The sequence below is a fragment of the Bartonella sp. MR168JLCBS genome (genome assembly GCF_042194175.1).
In genome coordinates this window covers 38,394-58,716 of sequence record NZ_JBHIMP010000001.1, presented here as the reverse complement: position 1 = coordinate 58,716, position 20,323 = coordinate 38,394, and the positions used below count along the sequence as shown (strand labels likewise).

General features: G+C 37.4%; 15 protein-coding genes. 7 read left to right on the top strand and 8 right to left on the bottom strand.

The window, feature by feature from the left end; all coding sequences use genetic code 11:
* Window positions 1-989 precede the first annotated feature (989 nt).
* Window positions 990-2,828 (top strand): dihydroxy-acid dehydratase, encoded by a 1,839-nt coding sequence (gene ilvD, locus ACFIK8_RS00220; protein WP_375627959.1) that lies wholly within the window; start codon window positions 990-992, stop codon window positions 2,826-2,828.
* A gap of 1,059 nt (window positions 2,829-3,887) precedes the next feature.
* On the opposite strand, the gene mutS is transcribed toward ilvD, so the two are convergent.
* Window positions 3,888-6,632, bottom strand: coding sequence for a DNA mismatch repair protein MutS (gene mutS, locus ACFIK8_RS00215; RefSeq protein WP_375655611.1), 2,745 nt, complete (start codon window positions 6,630-6,632; stop codon window positions 3,888-3,890).
* A gap of 195 nt (window positions 6,633-6,827) precedes the next feature.
* Here mutS and ACFIK8_RS00210 point away from each other — a divergent pair, with 195 nt between their 5' ends.
* Complete coding sequence (locus ACFIK8_RS00210) at window positions 6,828-9,128, top strand: NADP-dependent malic enzyme (protein ID WP_375668826.1); 2,301 nt, start codon at window positions 6,828-6,830, stop codon at window positions 9,126-9,128.
* Window positions 9,129-9,195: 67 nt separating this feature from the next.
* On the opposite strand, the gene secB is transcribed toward ACFIK8_RS00210, so the two are convergent.
* Both secB and ACFIK8_RS00200 read right to left on the bottom strand, forming a co-directional pair.
* Complete coding sequence (gene secB / locus ACFIK8_RS00205; RefSeq protein ID WP_375635423.1) at window positions 9,196-9,672, bottom strand: protein-export chaperone SecB; 477 nt, start codon at window positions 9,670-9,672, stop codon at window positions 9,196-9,198.
* A gap of 142 nt (window positions 9,673-9,814) precedes the next feature.
* A complete protein-coding gene (locus tag ACFIK8_RS00200) occupies window positions 9,815-10,309 on the bottom strand; it encodes an FxsA family protein (RefSeq protein ID WP_375635424.1) in 495 nt (164 codons plus the stop codon).
* Window positions 10,310-10,481: 172 nt separating this feature from the next.
* Here ACFIK8_RS00200 and ACFIK8_RS00195 point away from each other — a divergent pair, with 172 nt between their 5' ends.
* Together ACFIK8_RS00195 and ACFIK8_RS00190 are read left to right on the top strand one after the other, a co-directional pair.
* A complete protein-coding gene (locus tag ACFIK8_RS00195) occupies window positions 10,482-11,174 on the top strand; it encodes a Tim44/TimA family putative adaptor protein (protein WP_012754525.1) in 693 nt (230 codons plus the stop codon).
* A gap of 52 nt (window positions 11,175-11,226) precedes the next feature.
* Window positions 11,227-11,817 (top strand): Smr/MutS family protein, encoded by a 591-nt coding sequence (locus ACFIK8_RS00190; RefSeq protein WP_375668824.1) that lies wholly within the window; start codon window positions 11,227-11,229, stop codon window positions 11,815-11,817.
* A gap of 901 nt (window positions 11,818-12,718) precedes the next feature.
* Here ACFIK8_RS00190 and ACFIK8_RS00185 read toward each other — a convergent pair.
* The gene (locus ACFIK8_RS00185) at window positions 12,719-13,252 is read right to left on the bottom strand and encodes a GcrA family cell cycle regulator (RefSeq protein ID WP_375635425.1); all 534 of its coding nucleotides are present in this window, start codon (window positions 13,250-13,252) and stop codon (window positions 12,719-12,721) included.
* Between the two features lie 485 nt (window positions 13,253-13,737).
* Between ACFIK8_RS00185 and ACFIK8_RS00180 the strand changes: the two genes are divergently transcribed.
* Genes ACFIK8_RS00180 through ACFIK8_RS00170 form a run of 3 tightly spaced genes read left to right on the top strand, consistent with a single transcriptional unit; the run spans window position 13,738 to window position 16,907 of the window.
* Complete coding sequence (locus ACFIK8_RS00180; protein ID WP_012754528.1) at window positions 13,738-14,952, top strand: aspartate aminotransferase family protein; 1,215 nt, start codon at window positions 13,738-13,740, stop codon at window positions 14,950-14,952.
* On the top strand, window positions 14,949-15,884 hold the full coding sequence (argF, locus tag ACFIK8_RS00175) for an ornithine carbamoyltransferase (protein ID WP_375635426.1): 936 nt from the start codon (window positions 14,949-14,951) through the stop codon (window positions 15,882-15,884). The genes ACFIK8_RS00180 and argF overlap by 4 nt, the downstream gene beginning before the upstream one ends.
* A 36-nt stretch (window positions 15,885-15,920) precedes the next feature.
* Window positions 15,921-16,907, top strand: coding sequence for an Hsp33 family molecular chaperone (locus tag ACFIK8_RS00170; RefSeq protein WP_375635427.1), 987 nt, complete (start codon window positions 15,921-15,923; stop codon window positions 16,905-16,907).
* A 1,117-nt stretch (window positions 16,908-18,024) separates the two neighbouring features.
* Here the strand turns inward: ACFIK8_RS00170 and ACFIK8_RS00165 are convergent.
* From ACFIK8_RS00165 to ccmB, 4 genes are read right to left on the bottom strand one after another with little or no spacing between them, the layout of a single operon-like run.
* Complete coding sequence (locus ACFIK8_RS00165) at window positions 18,025-18,618, bottom strand: DsbE family thiol:disulfide interchange protein (RefSeq protein ID WP_375635428.1); 594 nt, start codon at window positions 18,616-18,618, stop codon at window positions 18,025-18,027.
* Window positions 18,593-18,844, bottom strand: coding sequence for a hypothetical protein (locus ACFIK8_RS00160; RefSeq protein WP_375635429.1), 252 nt, complete (start codon window positions 18,842-18,844; stop codon window positions 18,593-18,595). The genes ACFIK8_RS00165 and ACFIK8_RS00160 overlap by 26 nt, the downstream gene beginning before the upstream one ends.
* Window positions 18,832-19,611: a heme ABC transporter permease gene (locus tag ACFIK8_RS00155; RefSeq protein WP_375635430.1), complete on the bottom strand. Its 780-nt coding sequence runs from the start codon at window positions 19,609-19,611 to the stop codon at window positions 18,832-18,834. Before ACFIK8_RS00155 ends, ACFIK8_RS00160 begins: the two co-directional genes overlap by 13 nt.
* A gap of 46 nt (window positions 19,612-19,657) precedes the next feature.
* A complete protein-coding gene (ccmB, locus tag ACFIK8_RS00150) occupies window positions 19,658-20,323 on the bottom strand; it encodes a heme exporter protein CcmB (protein ID WP_375635431.1) in 666 nt (221 codons plus the stop codon).

Below are 20,323 nucleotides of genomic sequence, written 5' to 3'. Positions count from 1 at the left end.
CTTTATAAATTCTATCTGTTTTTTCGTAAAGGGTGTAATGTGAGTTATAATGAGATAAGTATAGGTTTATATTCATAATTAATTTTTACAACTGGAATGAGAGTCCCGAATATCATAAGGTTCTCTCATTTGAAATCCTCTTGTATTAAAACAATTAAAGTCACTTGCTTGTATGTCACACGCAGGGAGAGCCGTGTGGATAAAAACACTTGAAGAAAGGAATAAAAATATCTAAGAAAGGAATAAAAATATCTCTTGTGAATTGTCTTAATTAGCAAGGATGTTGGCAATATTGGGGATGAGAAAAATGTATGATGGTGTCAGTTTGCTTCTTCATAAGTGTGAAGATGTCCCCTATAGATTTATATTATTCACGGGAACTTTTATACCATTCATAGGCGCTATCGTGAAATAGGCTCGAGTGTGCATTGAAAGATGTTTCTTTAAAATGAGTACATGAAGGCTATACAAGTGTATTTTGTTTGGGGTTTTCTGTTCTTCGTGAGGAGAGTAGCTCCATTGAAGAGTATAAAAACAAAAGCATGATATAATGCGTCATCGTTATTTAAAAGATATTGCTATGAATGCTTTTGAAAGATGTAAAGCTGAATTGTAAGGAGATGATAGATTTTTACCATGATGCCTTTATATTCTTTCCAAATTAGGCTGTCTTCTTGTTCCAGAAATTACGCAAACAGATAGATGCAATATACTTACCAAATCTGGCATACAAAAATCTGGTACAGTTCGTGCCACACTGAAGCGTTTTGATATTTGTCTCAAACGTGGAATTGCACAGGGATTAGATGTTGATTAACAGGTAATAAAAAAACAAAGGCTTTATGAAAAAGTTTATGCAGAGCTTTTAATTTTGTGCTTCAAATGCCTCAGTACAAGGTATTTTTCTCTTTTGAATATTAAAGCTCTTGTTTTTATAATGAAGTTACAGCACAACAAGCAAAATGGAATTATTTGAGGGGAAAAAAATAATGCCTTCTTACCGTTCAAGAATATCGACCCACGGGCGTAATATGGCAGGAGCCCGCGGACTTTGGCGTGCAACAGGGATGAAAGATACTGATTTTGGTAAACCCATTATTGCGATTGCGAATTCTTTTACACAATTTGTACCAGGGCATGTCCATTTAAAAGATCTTGGGCAATTAGTCGCACAACAGATAGCGGTTGCCGGTGGTGTTGCGAAAGAATTTAATACCATTGCTGTAGATGATGGAATTGCGATGGGGCACGATGGAATGCTCTATTCTTTGCCCTCACGTGAAATCATTGCTGATTCTGTAGAGTACATGGTTAATGCACATTGTGCGGATGCACTTGTCTGTATTTCTAATTGTGACAAAATTACGCCTGGTATGTTAATGGCTGCTTTACGGTTGAATATTCCGACAATCTTTGTTTCAGGCGGTCCTATGGAAGCAGGTAAGATTAAATGGAAGGATCAAGATCTAAGGGTTGATTTGGTCGATGCCATGGTTGCAGCAGCTTCAGAACAGAATTCAGAAGAAGAAGTTGCTGAAATGGAGCGTGCTGCTTGTCCTACATGTGGTTCTTGTTCAGGAATGTTTACAGCCAACTCCATGAATTGCTTAACGGAAGCATTGGGGCTTTCGCTTCCCGGAAATGGATCAATGTTAGCAACACATGCAGATCGACGGATGCTTTTTGAAGAAGCTGGAAAACAGATTGTTGCATTGGTTAAACGTTATTATGAAAAAGATGATGAAACAGTTTTGCCCCGCTCTATTGCTTCACGCAAGGCTTTTGAAAATGCAATGACCGTTGATATTGCTATGGGGGGATCAACCAATACGGTACTGCATCTTTTAGCCGCGGCGCAAGAAGGTGAGGTGGATTTTACCATGACGGATATTGATCATCTTTCACGTCGTGTTCCTGTTTTATGTAAGGTTGCTCCTGCTGTTGCGAATGTACATATGGAAGATGTTCATCGCGCTGGTGGTATTATGGGGCTTTTAGGCGAACTGGATGCGGCGGGACTCATTGATACGTCAACTTATACGGTTCATGCAAAAACAATGAAAGAAGCTCTTTACCGTTGGGATGTGAAACAAACTAATGAACCAACAGTCCGTACATTTTATCGTGCTGCTCCTGGTGGTATTCCAACACAGACAGCTTTTAGCCAATCTTGTCGCTATGAGACCCTTGATCTTGATCGTGAAAAAGGTGTGATTCGCGATAGGGAACATGCATATTCACAAGATGGAGGATTGGCAGTTCTTTATGGAAATCTTGCAAAAGATGGCTGTATTGTAAAAACAGCAGGCGTTGATCAATCAATTTTAACTTTTAAAGGTCCGGCAAGAATTTTTGAAAGCCAAGATTCAGCTGTTTCAGCTATATTAACTGATAAGATTAAAATAGGTGAAATTGTTTTAATCCGTTATGAAGGTCCACGTGGTGGACCTGGAATGCAAGAAATGCTTTATCCAACAAGTTATCTCAAATCTAAAGGATTGGGCAAGGTTTGTGCACTTGTTACGGATGGACGTTTTTCAGGGGGAAGTTCAGGGCTCTCGATAGGACATATTTCACCAGAAGCTGCTGAAGGAGGAGAAATTGCGTTGGTGGAGGAGGGGGATATCATAGAAATTGATATTCCAAATCGTAGAATTCATATGTTGGTGGATGACGTTGAGATGAAGCAGCGCCGTGCTAAGATGGAAGCAAAAGGAAAAGGTGCTTGGCAACCGATTGAGAAGCGTCAGCGTAAAGTTTCAAAGGCTCTCAAAGCCTATGCAGCGATGACCACATCTGCTGCAAAGGGTGCAGTACGTAATATTTAATGAGATGAATGACGCGTCTTATAAAAGAGAGATAGTATTCTGATTTTTTTTGCATCTTTTACACGATATTCTAAGCTAATTATTTTATGAGTTTATGAACTTATCAGAATATTTCGAGCCATGATAAGTATGATTAAAAAGCTATCAATACAACTAAAAGCTGCTGCGGATTGCTTATTTCAGCAGCTATGTAAGACAGATAAAGATAGATATGGTATGATTACGCTTCATATCATATTTCAATTTTATACGAAATTACGATTTCCTGTTCTTATATTTATGAAAGATATTTATTGTACTGGTGGCATTATCTTTTTGTACCGTAAAAACACTGTCATTTAGGGCTGTGATATACGGCATCTTCCTTAATATATTAAGTGTTTTTTAAGTGTGTGGTGAATATTCTTAGACTTGTTTATCAAGCTTTGGGTTTAAGTGAATCACATGAAGGAAGTCAAGGTAAATCCCTTAGAATCTAGACTGTTTGCAGACTTGATGTGAATGAAAATCTTTATCCTTTGAGGTGTGGGAAGGAGTTCAAAGGATGTTTAGGAAAATAAAATGCTGCTGTGATATATCTGATTATATGGTTCATATGAAAACAGTAAAAGAGCTTTTTATAACTTAAAATGTGAAGAAAATACGAGACCCATCATCCATGAATTTATTATGCAAAATGGGGTGGCATCCCAACACCGACAGCTTTAAACTAAAACTGTTGCTATGATAACAATAATATTGATTGTGAAAAAGCATAATTCATTAAATATTGCGTATTTGCAAGGTGGAGGAGATTTCATGACAATCTTCACAAAAAACGACTATCTTGTAAAAATAGTCGATATTGACTAATTTTTTGTCTACGGGCCAATATTGATCTAAGGAAATATGGAATATAATGCATAGGATTTTGCCTCTATATGCATTACACTTATCAAAATATATTGTGTAGAAAAGCGATGGGAATACGGTAAACAACAGTTTGTGCTGTGGCATATCAAAAAGTGATACTTTATCTCCTCTTAAGAAAGCTTTTTAATAAAAAATAACATCCGTTTTCTATAAGAGGTTATTCTTTTCAAGCTGTTTGAGGTGGTAAATTGCTTCTAAAGCTTGTTTAGGAGAGAGTTCATCGGGATGGATATTTTTTAAAGCTTCGTGAAGTACACAATGTTTGTTTCTTGCTTCATTGACGGGAGATGTTGCTTTAAGAGAAAAGAGTGGTAAATCATCAATGAGTTTATGCCCTTTTCCAGCCATTTCACTTTGTTCTAATTGATGGAGTACATCTGTTGCTCGTGTAATAACGGCTGGGGGAAGTCCAGCAAGCTTTGCGACTTGTACACCATAGGAACGGTCAGCAGCTCCTGGTGTGACCTCATGAAGAAAAACTACATCACCATCCCAATTTTTGACTTTCATGGTTACATTATGCAGTCTGTCAAGTTTTTCGGTAAGTGCAGTCATTTCATGAAAATGGGTAGCGAGAATAGCACGACAATGGTTAACTTCATGGAGATATTCAACAGCAGCCCAAGCAATAGAAAGTCCATCAAAGGTTGATGTCCCACGTCCTATTTCATCAAGAATAACAAGGGAATGGTGGCTAGCATGATTGAGAATTGTTGCTGTTTCAACCATTTCCATCATAAAGGTTGAGCGCCCCCGTGCAAGATCATCGGAAGCCCCAACACGACTAAATAGGCGGTCAACAATACCAATATGTGCTGAAGTCGCTGGAACGAAGGACCCCATTTGCGCCATAATAGCAATAAGAGCATTTTGCCGCAAAAAAGTTGATTTTCCTCCCATATTAGGCCCTGTCAACAGCCAGATTGCTGCATATTGCTGATTTTCTTGCACAGAGAGATCACAATTATTGGCAATAAAAGGTTCTGCTGCTTGTTTGCGGAGTGCTTGCTCGACGACAGGATGGCGTCCTGCTGTGATATGGAAGGTAAGTGAAAGATCAATTTTAGGTCGGCAATAGCCTTGTTCTTCAGCAAGATATGCTAAGGCGACAGAGACATCTAAAATAGCAAGTGCTTCAGAGGCTTTACGAATAAAATCAACTTGTTCGGTAATTTCCTGAACGAGAATATCAAAAATCTCTAGTTCAAGTGTCAATGCGTGATTGGCAGCATGGGCAATACGGCTTTCAAGGTCAGCAAGCTCTGTTGTTGTAAAACGCATAGCGTTTGCCATTGTTTGCCGATGAATAAAACGTGCTTTAGCTTGTGGATTATTTGTAAGAGCAGATGCTTGTGTACTGGTTACTTCAATGAAATAACCTAGAATATTATTATGCTTTATTTTAAGCGTTTTAATATCTGTTTCTTGGGCATATTGCGCTTGAAGTTCAGCAATGACACGGCGCGATTCATCACGTAAAGCACGCATTTCATCGAGCTCTTTATGATAATTTGAACGAATAAAACCACCATCACGTTTAAGGAGTGGGAGATCATCAGCTAATGCTTGTTCTAAATGAAAGTATAACGCTGTGGGTAAGTTTGAGAACACCTGTTGTACATCACTTATTTCTTGAGGCAGAAGCTCATTATTAAGAAGTTGATGCAATTCACGAATGATTTCAAAGCCGCGCTGGATTGTCGCCATATCACGGGGACCTCCTCGTCCAAGAGCCAAACGTGAAACGGCGCGGGGCATATCTGGTCCCCCTTTTAAAATAAGCTTTATCGCTTCTGCAAGAGAAGGATTACGTAGAAAAAAATCGATAGAATCCAAACGCGTATCAATAGCCGAAGGAGTGGTGAGGGGAGCAATAAGGCGATCGATGAGAAGGCGTGATCCTCCTCCTGTTACAGTGCGATCAATAGCTTTTAATAAACTTCCATCCCGTTGACCTGATGTCGTACGAATAAGTTCAAGGCTTAATCTGGTTGCGGCATCAATAAAAAGAGTCGCACTTTCATTTTGGCGCTCAGGCTGCATGAGGGGAGGACGATGCGTGATTTGTGTTTTTTCGATATAACGAATAGCAGCTACAATTGCAGAGAGTTCGGAACGTGAATAATCGGCAACGCCTTCAAGAGTTGAGAGTTTAAAATAATTGCAAATATCGCGTTCAGCGGTCAGTGCATCAAAGAGACAAGCAGGTTGAGGTGAAACGATACGATCAAGAACATTAAAAAGTGATTTGTGAGATTTATCATGAAAGAATGAATCAGCAACAATGATTTCTTGTGGATCCACACGCATAATATCTGCCAAAAGTTTTTCTTGGCGGCTTTCTGTTACACGAAATATGCCTGTTGAGATATCAATCCAAGAAAGAGCAAATTCCTCTCCATCGCTTGTTTTTATACGGGAAAGTGTCATCAAATAATTTGCGCGTGTTGGATCAAGGAGTTTTTCTTCTGTTATCGTTCCAGGTGTTACAAGGCGAACAACATCACGCCGAACAACAGATTTTGAGCCACGTTTTTTTGCTTCAGCAGGATCTTCTATTTGTTCACAAACAGCAACTCGGTAACCACAAGCAATCAGTTTTTGTAAATAATCATCAGCAGCATGAACGGGAACACCGCACATAGGAATATCTTGTCCTAAATGTTTTCCGCGTGCTGTGAGTGTGATTCCTAAAGCCTGAGCAGCTTCAATCGCATCATTAAAAAATAATTCATAAAAATCCCCCATTCGGTAAAAGAGAAGGGAATCATGATGTACGGCTTTGATTTCTATGTACTGCTCCATCATAGGTGTCAGACGTTCTTGAGAGGAAGCAGATGAGGAGGCAGGCTGTGGAATTAAATTATTTTTATGGTTGTCTTTTTTATCCATTTGTACGAGGCCTGTTTCCTTTAAGTGAAGTTTTTACTCTTTTTTGTTTACTTCAATATCTATTTATCTCTAAATTGCAACGCATCATCAGATTTGCTAAGGCAAGAATAGCGAGTTCTAATACATGAATCAAATTTAATGACTATACGCATTATCAAGCAAAATTTACACTGTTTTTGGAGAAAATAAAGTGAAATGAAAGAGAGCAAGCAGGATCAGAAAATGTCTCAAACTGTTTACAGTGCGAGCGAACGAGAAGCTCTAGATTTTCATAGTCGTGGTCGACCAGGAAAGCTTGAGATTGTTGCAACAAAGTCTATGGCAACACAGCATGATTTAGCACTTGCTTATTCACCAGGTGTTGCAGTTCCAGTTAAGGCAATTGCTCAAAATCCAGCGCTAGCTTACGATTATACAGCAAAAGGCAATCTTGTTGCTGTTATTTCAAATGGTACAGCTATTTTAGGGTTAGGCAACTTAGGAGCTCTTGCCTCTAAGCCGGTCATGGAAGGCAAAGCAGTGCTGTTTAAGCGTTTTGCGGATATTGATTCCATTGATTTAGAAATTGATATAAACGATACAGAAAGTTTTATCAATTTGGTGCGTCATTTAGAACCTTCTTTTGGTGGAATTAATCTTGAAGACATTAAGGCGCCAGAGTGCTTTATGATTGAAAGCCGCCTACGCGAGGTGATGAATATACCTGTTTTTCACGACGATCAACATGGTACAGCAATTATTGTTGCTGCTGGTGTTCTCAATGCTTTGACTTTAACAGGGCGCAATATGCAAAATACGCGGTTAGTCTGTAATGGTGCTGGTTCTGCAGGAATTGCTTGTATTGAACTGATTAAAGCGATGGGCTTTCGTTCTGAAAATATCATATTATGTGATACAAAGGGTGTGGTCTATGAAGGTCGCAAAGAGGGAATGAATCAGTGGAAATCTGCGCATGCTATTCAAACAGATAAACGTACGCTTATAGAAGCAATGGAAGGTGCAGATATATTTTTTGGGGTTTCTGCTAAAGGTGCTCTTACTCCTGAAATGGTAAGATCTATGGCACCACAGCCGATCATTTTTGCTATGGCTAATCCCGATCCAGAAATTACGCCGGAAGAGGTTATGCAAGTGCGTCATGATGCCATTGTCGCAACAGGGCGTTCCGATTATCCAAATCAGATTAATAATGTTCTCTGCTTTCCTTATATATTTCGTGGTGCACTTGATGTGCGTGCAAGAGTTATTAATGAAGAAATGAAGATTGCTGCGGCAAAGGCTCTTGCCAATTTAGCGCATGAAGAAGTGCCTGACAGCGTTGCAGAAGCTTATTGTGGAAAGCGATTAAAATTTGGTCCTAATTATATCATCCCTGTTCCTTTTGATCCGCGTTTATTGACGGTTGTTTCAATAGCGGTAGCAAAAGCAGCAATGGAAAGCGGTGTTGCGCAAAAGAACATAGATGATTTAGAGGCCTATGAGCGCGATTTGAATGCGAGACGTGATCCTACTTCTTCGATGATGCGTGGGGTTTATAACCATGTTCGTCAAGCGCCAAAACAAATTGTCTTTGCAGAAGGTGAAGAAGAGCAAATTATGCGGGCAGCCGTTTCCTATGTTCATCAAAAATTAGGACAAGCGATTTTGGTTGGTCGTGAAGAGCAAGTAAGAGAAACAGCTGTTATCGCTGGAATTGATCTGGAGCGTGAAGGTATTTCTATTATGAATGCTAAGCTTTCTCGCCGTACAGATGATTATGCGAATTATCTTTATAAAAAGATGCAGCGTCAAGGTTGGCTGTTGCGTGATTGTCATCGTCGTATCAATAATGATCGCAATTATTTTGCTGCGTGTATGGTGGCACTAGGAGATGCTGATGCAATGGTTACAGGGGTGACACGCAATTATGAAACAGCGCTGATCGATATACGTCGTGCAATTGATGAAAAACCAAAAGAACGATTGATTGGTATCTCAATGGCTATTTGCCGAGGACGAACTGTGTTTATTACGGATACAGCTGTTTATGAAAATCCTAATGCTGAAGAACTTGCGGATATAGCGGAACAAACCGCTTCGTTTGTACGTGGATTTGGATATCAACCACGGGTAGCATTTTTAGCATTTTCTACGTTTGGTTATATGAAAGGGCAAATCACACAGCAAATTCAGGATGCGATTAATATTTTGCATGAACGCAAGGTTGATTTTGAGTTTGATGGAGAAATAAGTGCTGATGTAGCACTCAATTCCAAATTGATGCAGCAATATCCATTTATGGGATTAACAGAGCCCGCTAACATTTTGGTTATGCCTGGATATCACGCGTCTTCCATTGCAAGCAAAATGTTACAAGAACTTGGTGGAGCAACCATCATTGGTCCTATTTTAATTGGATTGGAAAAATCTGTCCAAATTGTACCGTTTAGTGGAAACGATACAGATGTGGTCAATATTGCAATGCTCGCGGCTTATCATGCCGCAAAAGCCGTCTAAAGGAAAAAAGCCCCTAATATACCAATAATATATCAAGGGGCTTTATGATAGCAAAAGAATAAATTTTTTAAGAGGGCTGTATTTGATTGTCTTTTTGTTCTTCGGCGAGACGCTTTTGGAAGAGGGCTGCAAAATCAATAGGATCAATCCATAAAGGTGGAAAACCACCATTTTGAGTAGCATCAGATATAATTTGGCGAGCAAATGGAAATAAAAGACGGGGACATTCAATAAAGACCAATGGCATAACATGTTCTTGTGGAATGTTTTCAAGGTGGAAAACACCACCGTAAATCAGTTCCACATGAAATAAGATTTCAGTATTATCATTGGCTTTGACGGAGAGAGACAAAACGACATCATAATTGTCATCACCAATTGGGTTAGCATTGACGTTAATATTGATATCAATTTGTGGTGATTTTTCATGCGTACGCAATGAACGAGGAGCACCTGGGTTTTCGAATGATAAATCTTTTAAATATTGAGTTAATACAGCAAAAACCGGCTCTCCACCACTGTTATTCATTTCACCTTCGGCCATACGACGAACCTCTCTCATTATAATATGTATATTTATTTTAGATCTAAAGACCAAATTGGTTATCACGCCTTGAAAAAGGTTGCAAGAAATGCGCTCTTTATCTTGAATATTTTTTTAGTTTGTTACAGATTTTTTAGGCATTTCAATGGTTATCATCATTTTTGCGCCATGGAGATTCTGTCGTATCATGAATTGTGTAATCTTCTGCGTTAAGATCAATTATTTTTTCAGCATCATTTTTTCTTTTAGTATTGGGATTCATTTTGTTTTGTAATGATGTAAAGAAATGCCAAACAATAGAGCGAATTGGTTTAATAAGAAGTAATATTCCCAAGAGATCACTTACAAAGCCAGGAAGAATAAGTAAAATTGCACTAAACATGATGAAAACATCATTAATAATATTATTCTCTAATGTACGCCCTTGGATAAGTTCAGTTTGTATGTTTTTTAAAAGGCAAAACCCTTGAACTCGCAATAAAACGACCCCAACTATGGTTGTGAGAATAACCAAACTCAAAGTTGCCAAAATACCAATTTCTTGACCAACAAAGATAAAACCAGCGATCTCGATTAAAAGAATGCAAAGAAAGATAACAACAAAAAAACGAGGACTTATAGAATAAAGTTTTATCACATGCAAATTTCCTTCTGGATGAGGTGGGGAGAAATTCTTAAGAGCACTCCATTTAATATAAAATCTATAAAAATATTTGAATGGTAGGATTCCTTATTTTACATATTTATTGATAAATGGTATTGACTGCAATGTTTATTAGAGATTTAAGCTTTGGAGATTGACAGCGCCCATGGAATTTGACGTTATACTTGTCATAGCTCTTGTTGTTATGGTTGTTATTTTTGTGCAACTCCGTAATGTATTAGGGAAACGAATTGGGTTTGAAAAGCCCCCCTTTGATCCTTATTCGCGTCGTTCTAAAAAACAGGTTGAAGCAGAAACGGCTGATAATATTGTTTCGTTCCCTCATCAGAAAAATTCACAAAAAGACGACTTTAGTGAAATTGATAAAATTTCACCGGAGGGGAGTATTTTGAATAAAAATTTGCGGGAATTGCATAAAATTGATCCTCAATTTTCTCCTCAATTTTTTATAAAAGGTGCACAAATTGCTTATGAAATGATTGTAACAGCTTTTGCCAAAGGTGATCGCAATCAACTTAAAAGCTTGCTTTGTCAGGATGTTTTTGAGAGCTTTTGTACGGCTATTGAGCAACGAGAAAAAAATAAAGAGAGAATAGAGTTCACTTTTGTTGGAATTAATAAGATCGAATTTGTTGCGGCGGCAATACAAGAAAAGGATGAACTTTTAACGATACGTATTGTCAGTGAGATGATTTCTGTTACTTATAATGAACAGGGTGAGCGTATAGACGGTGATCCTGATGCTATTGTAGAAATCAGGGATATTTGGACTTTCGTTCGCAATAGTTTATCGTCAGATCCAAACTGGAAGCTTTTTGCTACAGAAAATGAAAATTAAAATACTTTTTGTTTTTCTTCCATAAGTATTCAATGATTTATGAGAAATTAAAATGTCCTCAAGTAAATGGAGACAAAAAAGAGATTTATTGGCTTCACAGGATCGCCTTTTATGGGAGATGGTTTGTCGTACGATAACACCGCTTCACGGTAAGATGCTCTCTTCTGCTTCAGAAACTATTGCAAATATTAATGATAAAAAACAGCCTGTAACTCAAATCTCTTCATTGTCTCAGGAAAATCAACAATCCTCGACATTTATTAAAAAAGAAAAGAGGGCAGTTACACAAGTACAAAAGATTCATTTCTTTGATCATGTTGCACATCGTAAAATTTCCCAAGGTCGTTATCCTCTTGAGGCGCGCCTTGATCTCCACGGTTATATGCAGGAAGAAGCTTATTTTTTCTTAAAAAATTTTCTACAATCCTCTCAGCAGAGAGGATTGCGTTATGTCCTTGTGATTACAGGAAAAGGACGATCTGTTGGGAGCGATGGAGCTTTGTATAGATTTGTTCCGTATTGGTTATCAACACCAGCTTTTCGATATTATGTCTATGCGTTTGAGCAAGCAGCGCGTCAGCATGGCGGAGAAGGTGCACTTTATGTTTGGTTGCGCCGTTTCGTGTCGGGAAAAGGAAAGTGATGTTATTGTGGTCGTTCTAGGTTTAATATTTATTTATACGTAATAATTTATAGTTTTCGTATATTTCGTAAGAGCCTTGAATACAATATCCCCTTATTTATAATTTTTTATAAAAAATTATAAATATATCATTTTACATTCTACGTATTGCTTCACGCTTTTATTTATCGCATTCTTTGATGGGGCACATCCCTCACGCAAAACAGAATGACATTGGATTGCATATATGCACAGGCTTGTTTTAAAGAAACATTTCTCAACGCATCCAAGCCTATTTTGCGACGGCATCCGTGAAGGGTATAACGATAAATCCATTAAGACTCTTATCTTTATGCTTAATAAAAGAGCAAGCTGGCATCATCACACACTTTGCTAGCTCCCAATGTTGCAACAACTCTTGAAGCCCTTGGCACTTGAAAGCATTTGTAGAAGGCATGCTTTTCTTTAAGTGTTTTTACTCTCCCCAGTTCTCATCTCATTCGTGACGCCCAAACGAAAGATTTTGATTGATTCAATATAAGAGGGCTTGAAATGAAAGAGATATTGATGGATCTCATTTAGGTTGCAACGCGATAAATTGTTTTTATAAACCACAGCATTACTCTATTAAATACACGAAGAATAAAAACATGAGAAATTGTCTTATTCAAAAGATATTGCTATGGATAGTGTTAAAAGTAGTACAACTAAATTAAAGAGGATCTTGGAAATAAACAGGAATATAACTTTACAACACATAATTGTGCAATAGCACAAAAGATACAATTTCGTTGAATAGTTTCATGAAGAAATTTTTTCACTCATTAAAAGCTCTATTAAATTTCTTTCTCATAATAATTCGATAATTAAAATTTCATAACGAAGCGCAGAAGGTGTAGAATATGAGATTCAATCGAGGATATTACACTCTTATCCGACGTCTTTCAGATATTGGTTGAAATGCTAACTTAGCATGAAAGGCACAATAGGGGCTATTTTCATCAGAATCTGCACCACAAAAATGAAAATCTGCTGATAATGGATCGCCAACCGGCCATCTACATGTATTTTCACTCAATTGTAAAAGATTAAGTTGACGTGATATAGGCACAACTACATTGGATTTTGTGGACATATCAACTTCTTTTATATCTTCCGCTACAAATTCTGTCTTTAAAGCTGTTTCTTCAATACTTACAGATGATGTGTTCATTGGCGATACCGTGGATGTGTTGCGACGCACACGTGGAGATGATGGGCTGCTTCCCACGGGGGGTTTTTGCGTACGCGCGCTTCCTTGTGCTGTCTTACCGCGTCCTGGTAACTTTAATCGGTGTACTTTGCCGATGACTGCGTTTCTGCTGACCCCACCTAATTGAGCAGCAATTTGACTTGCACTTAACCCTTCACTCCAAAGCTTTTTAAGAAGCTCAACGCGTTCACATGTCCAACCCATACCAGCACTCCATTCCGATTACGTCACTAAGATGCTCTCCCCTTTGCATCTTCAAATGTTTTAATAATATTTTCACTACGCTGAATGAAAGAATTTTACACTCTAAGCGAGCATAAGAAAATCATCCAACCTGTGGACTTACAAACTAAAACACATCATCTTGCTTATTATATTATAAATTACAATATGCACTCACTCTATGACAAGAGTCTTTACCTCTTGAAGAGTTTATTTAGAATGTTTTCCCCAACTTGCAAATCAATCATAGGTTAAACTTTCACTTTTGTTTAAGGCTTTTTCCCAAAATGCTTATTTATAGAACCTTCATTGACTTTTTTTCAATTGGTGTAATGATCTATTCCATAGGTGTAATCATTAATCGTAATGAAATGTTGAAAGCACCGTAACAAAATGTACCATGTTGTTTTATTTGTAGTGTTGCTTTGTATATATATTGAAAAGGTTAAAATATAAAGGAAATTATGATGGATGCCGTCTCTATACAACCACTTTATGAATGCTTCGCACGACGAGATTTGCATTTTGAACAGGGGCATGGTGTATGGCTTATTTCCGATAAGGGAGAACATTATCTTGATTTCACATCTGGCATTGCTGTTAATGCATTAGGGTATTCACATCCAAAATTGGTTGATACGCTCAAAATGCAAGCTGAAAAACTTTGGCATGTTTCTAATATTTTTCAATCCCCTGAACAAGCAGCTCTTGCCACGCGGCTTTGTGCAAATAGTTTTGCGGATAAGGTTTTTTTCTGCAATTCAGGCACTGAAGCATTGGAGTGCGCATTCAAAACGGCACGTCATTATTACTATGCTGCTGGTCATTCAGAACGCATTGAAATAATTACTTTTGAAGGGGCATTTCATGGACGTACACTTGCAGCACTTGCTGCGACTGGGCATGAAAAATATCTTGAAGGCTTTGGACCTAAAGCTGGTGGATTTATTCAAGTACCTTTTTGTGATGAAATCGCTTTGCGTAACGCTATTAATAAAAATACCGCCGCTATTCTTATTGAACCTATTCAAGGAGAAGGAGGAATACGAACGGTTTCTCATGAATATTTAAGATTTTTGCGCAAAATATGCGATGATAATGGTCTGTTATTGATTTTGGATGAAGTCCAAACGGGTATAGGACGAACAGGGAAGCTTTTTGCTTATGAATGGAGTGATGTCTCACCTGATATTCTTACCCTCGCAAAAGGATTAGGAGGAGGATTTCCATTAGGTGCTTGCCTTGCAACGGATAAAGTTGCAAAAAGCATGACACTTGGGACCCATGGTTCAACCTTTGGAGGAAATCTTCTTGGAATGGCTGTAGGAAATAGTGTTCTTGATATTTTGTTAGAGCCAAATTTTCTCAACCACGTTCAGCGTATGGGAAATAAACTAAGAAGTGGACTTTTGCACATTCTCAATATCTATCCTGATATTATCTGCGCAGTTCAGGGGATGGGCCTAATGGTGGGTATTCAGTGTGTTGTGTCTTCTAATCTTGTCGTTAATGCTTTAGAAAATGAATATCTCTTAAGTGTTGCTGCCAACAACAATGTTGTGCGCTTATTGCCTCCTCTTATCATTAGGGAAGAAGAAATAGATGAAAGTTTGCATCGTATTGAAAAAGCAATAGCGTATCTTTCGCAAGTAAACAAAGAAAGACAAATATTACACACATGACAAATGCTCTTCGTCATTTCACGGACTTATCCATTTTAACGCCAGCAATAGCACGCGCACTGATCGATTATGCAAAAATCCTTAAAGCATCTTTTAAAGCAGGGAAAGGTTCAAAACCTTTTATAGGTAAAACACTTGCGATGATTTTTGAAAAACCATCCACACGAACCCGTATTTCATTCGATATCAGTATGCGCCAGCTTGGGGGAGATACAATCATGCTCACGGGGTCAGAGATGCAGCTTGGTCATAGTGAAACTATAGCTGACACGGCTCGTGTTTTATCCCGTTTTGTGGATATCGTGATATTACGAACAACAAAACATCAACGTATGCTCGAATTGGCACAATATGCACAAATTCCTGTCATTAATGCCCTTACAGATGATACACATCCTTGCCAAATTTTAGCAGATATATTAACCTATGAAGAGCATCGGGGGCCAATTGCTGGCAAAATATTCGCGTGGATGGGGGATGGTAATAATGTGCTCCATTCCTTAATTGAGGCCGCAGCTCTTTTTGATTTTCATTTGCGTATTGCTACTCCAAAGGGCAGTGAACCACAAGAAAAATTTATACATTGGGCACGTGAACGAGGAGCGCACCTTACACTAACTCATAGTCCCCAAAAAGCAGCTCAAGATGCTGATTGTATTATGACCGATACATGGGTCTCCATGGGACAAGAGTTTCGTGCTCGCAGTCATTCTATTTTTCAGCCTTATCAAGTCAATGAAGCTCTCATGAAATTAGCAAAATCTGATGCTCTTTTTATGCATTGTCTTCCTGCTCATCGTGGTGAAGAAGTGGTTGATTCTATTATTGATGGACCGCACTCCGTTGTTTTCGATGAGGCTGAAAATCGTCTTCATGCTCAAAAGGCAATTCTTTCTTGGTGTTTACAAGATGCGTTTTTCTCTCCACAATAGCTCCTCTACAACAAATTATATAAAAAAGGCAAAGCTATGAGTAAACAAGCTAAAGATGAAGCCTCTCTCAATAACAACTTCTTGCATGAAGATGATACTGTTGTTCCCTTTCAAGTCGAAGAACTTGATATTCGTGGACGTGCCGTACAACTTGGAGAAACTTTAAATTCTATTCTTAACAGACATCAATACCCTGAACCGGTTTCCTATCTTCTAGCAGAAGCTTTACTTTTAACTGTTTTGCTTGGAACTTCTCTAAAGCTTACGGGAAAATTTATTTTACAAACTCATTCAGATGGACCGGTTAATATGTTGGTATGCGATTTTTCGCCTCCTTCCAGTTTACGTGGATATGCTCGTTTTGATAAAGAACAGCTTAAACAAGCCATGGACAATAATCAAATCTCTTCAGAAACCCTTTTAGGGAAAGGCACTTTAGCCTTCACAATTGATCAAGGTCCCCATATGCAGCCCTATCAAGGGATAGTTGCATTAGATGGATCAAATTTACAAGAAACTTCTCGTATTTATTTTGATCAATCAGAACAAATTCCTACCGATATCCGTTTGGCTGTTGCTATATTAATTAATCGTGACCAACAAGGAAAAACGCAGAAAAGCTGGCGAGCTGGAGGTATTTTGATCCAACTTTTACCCCAAGAATTGTCTCATCATAAAATAGATACCCCTCATCAAACGCGAGAAAAAACGAAAACCCATAGCCAATTGGATAACCAATGGCAGGAAGCTAAAATACTCATGGCAACGATTGAAAGTTCAGAATTAACAGATCCCCAAGTTGGTAGTAAACAGCTCTTGTTCCGTCTTTTTCATGAACAAGGTGTTAGAGTTTTTAATCCTTTTTCTCTTGTCGATCAATGTTCTTGTTCACACGAAAAAATTAAAGGAATCCTAGAAGGATTTTCGATTGATGAACGCAATAAAATGGTTAAAAATAAATATATTTCAGTCACATGTGAATTTTGCTCAAAAACGTATTGTTTTACACCACAAGAATTTTAGAAGAAAAAACATAATCAAATATTTTTCATAAAAAAATGATGATTGCAACAAAAGCCTATTTTATTTGCGTCATAAAAGTTTACCTATAAGCTCATATGAACTTCTAGAATATTTCTTGTCTTAGAGTTTTTTAATGTATACGAGTGATCTTTCTGTTGAAATCAGTAATCACGTCACCGAGTGCTTAAAAAAGAGTTCTCTGTAAAATATATTTTCTCCTCTCGAAAAAGCTTCTTGTTTATTTTTTCATCTCAAAAGCTTATTTCTTACAATGAATTCTTTTATAATATTCATTGATAGATTGATCATGTACTTATAACTTATCTTCTCTGTTAAATGAGATTTTTTGATTGTAGTCATATTTTCTTACTCGAATTTATCTTATTAAAAGTCAAAAAAGCTTATTAGTTGTAATCATAAGATAAATTATCGAAAGAATAAGAATGTATAGACTCAATATGGGCTTTATGGAGTCTATTACGAACAGATAGTGTAATGGGAATAAATATACCAATAACGCTGCGAAGGAATGGATTTGTTATTTTATAAAGATGAAAATAGTGGTGAAGTCCCCTCATAACAATGTGCATTTCAGATAAAAAAGCGGAGACAGAACACTATATGATTTTGAAAATAATAGTTGGTTGCTTTCACTAATCTAACGATGTTTCTATAGCAATATTGTTTTGTCCAAATAATCAAAAATAAAGTTCCAAAACAGATATTTAATCGCTAAAAAAATGAAAACTACTTAAATTTTTGTTATATTTGGGAGGTTTGCTCTACAGATATTTCTTTGCACATGTTTTTGAATCAACAATGGTAATGCTCTTGTCAAATTTTCCTAAGAAGAATGAGGATCCGTATAAATAAAGTAGCATACATAGCATGATAAAACGTTATGTTTTTACAAACCTGCATTATTGTATTTTTCAACTTAAAATATTGCCAATTATTTTCACGTTTAGACAATTCATAAGGGGTATTTTTAGTCTTTATCTTAAATGTTTTTTTGATTCAACATATAGAAATTTTAAAAAACACTCATAGTATACGGTATTTTCAGTTAATAGATAGAAATGGTAAATTACTATTTATAAATCAATATTTTGATATTTTATTTTTCTTCTGTCATGATCGCTTGTTTAATTTTTGGTAGAATTTTTTTTTGATAAATTTGCCATGTTAAGGGACCAACATGTTTGGCAATGATGATGCTCTCTTTATTCAAGAGAAAGGTTTCTGGGGGTCCATATATTCCCCAATCAATAGCTGTATATCCTGAAACATCAAAGCCAATAAATTTAAAAGGATTACCAAAACTGTTTAAAAAGCGCAGGGCGTTTGTTTTGTTATCTTTATAATTAATACCAATCAGATCAAAACGTCTATCTTGTGCAATTTTCATAAGAATAGGATGCTCTTCGCGACAGGGCAAACACCAAGAGCCCCAAAAATTGATCAACGTGACACGTCCCTTAAACTGTTTTGAATTGAGATAACTTTCTTTATCAAGAAGAGGAAGATGAATATTGGGAGCAGGTTTTTCAGCTAATGCGTTTGGGAGAAGAGAAGAATCTTGAAGGTTTTTTTTATCCATAAAGTTGAAAAAAAGCACCACGAGAAGAAGAAAAAGCACAAATGGTCCAAAAAAAACAAGCAGAACAGGCAAAGATATATTTTTTTTAAGTTTTGGAGGGATGTTTTTCATTATACTTTTCTTTTTGTGACAACTCTTTTTTGTTTAGCTGTTGGAGAATTTTTTTTTGGTATAGCGCTTTGCAAAGAATATATCCAATAAGACATAAGAGGGATATTGCAGAAAGCACATAGCTTAAAACAACAATTTGCTCGTGTTTAAGGGTGCTAAGGAAAAAATCAATTTTCTGAGATAGATTTCCTAAAAGTCCGCCCTGGATGCCATTTAGGTCGAGCATGATGAAGAGTCCTGTTGTTGTGCACGACGGGATTTTTTAATCTGAAGTATTCGAATATAATGATTATTGATTTCATTTCGCATAGCCATCAAATAGAGTGCAATAAACATAAAGATAAAACAAAATAGCATTGTTATAAGGGGCCATAACATAGCATTGTCGATTGTTGATCCTCCAGCACGTAACAATGATGCTGGTTGATGCAATGTATTCCACCAATTAACGGAAAATTTAATAACAGGAATATTAACAAATCCAACAAGTGTAAGAATTGCAGTAGCGCGAGCGGCTTTTACTTGGTTGTCAAAAGCACGTCCAAGCAGGATAATGGAAAGATAGATAAAAAGCAGAATTAAAACTGATGTTAACCGTGCATCCCAGACCCACCATGTTCCCCATGTAGGTCGCCCCCAAAGTGCTCCTGTCATGAGAGCCAATGCGGTAAAAATCGCTCCAATAGGCGCTCCACATTTAAGTGCCACATCAGCAAGATGATATTTCCAAATCAGATTTCCTAATGCTGCTGCACTCATCGTTACATAACAGAATGTAGACAACCACGCAAAGGGTACATGAAGGTACATAATCTTAACAGTAATGCCTTGTTGATAGTCATCAGGGGAATACATCACCAGAATAAGTCCTAAAATAAGGAAACACAATGTTATGCCGGCCAACCAAGGTAAGACGATACTGCTTATTTTCATGAAAAGGATGAAACTTGCAGGGAGTGACCTGATTTTATATGGACGAGATAGTTCATTCATGAAATTCATAATAGGCAGAGTTTTGCTATGCGGCAATCATCTTTTATTATTCTGATAAAAGTTTAAGCGTTATCGCAGCAACAAAAGAGCCAAAGAGACTCAAAAGAAGTGAAAAAGCGCTGAGAAGAGCCAAGGACGTGAGAAAAGAAATATTTGGATTTATTGGGGCTGTAGCAGCCGAGACACCAAAAATCATAATTGGAATGACCCACGGCAAGATAATGATAAAAATAAGCAGAGTACTGTGCAACAATGAGGTTGCCAGTGCCGCGCCTATGGCGCCAATAAAAATAATGGCTGGTGTTCCGCATAAAAGGGTAAGTATTGTTGTAAAAGTTATTGTTACATCTAAATGGAGCATGAGGGCTAAAATAGGTGTAGCAAAAATAAGAGGAAGCATTGTTCCTACCCAATGGGCAAGACATTTGGTAAAAACAATTAGTGTAAAACTTTGTCTTTTTCCTGAAAGGATAAATTGGTCGAGATTACCATCATCGCGATCGATTTGGAAAAGTTTGTTTAGATTGAGGAGTCCTGCAAGAAGGGCTCCAAACCACAATATACCTGGCCCTATTTGTGCAAGAATTTTGGGATCTGGTCCAATGGCAAAGGGGGTTATGACAACAACAGCGATAAAAAATAATAGTCCTGTTAGTGAAGAGGCTTGTGGCGCTAATAATAGTTTAAGGTCACGCCAGAACAGTGCTTTCAT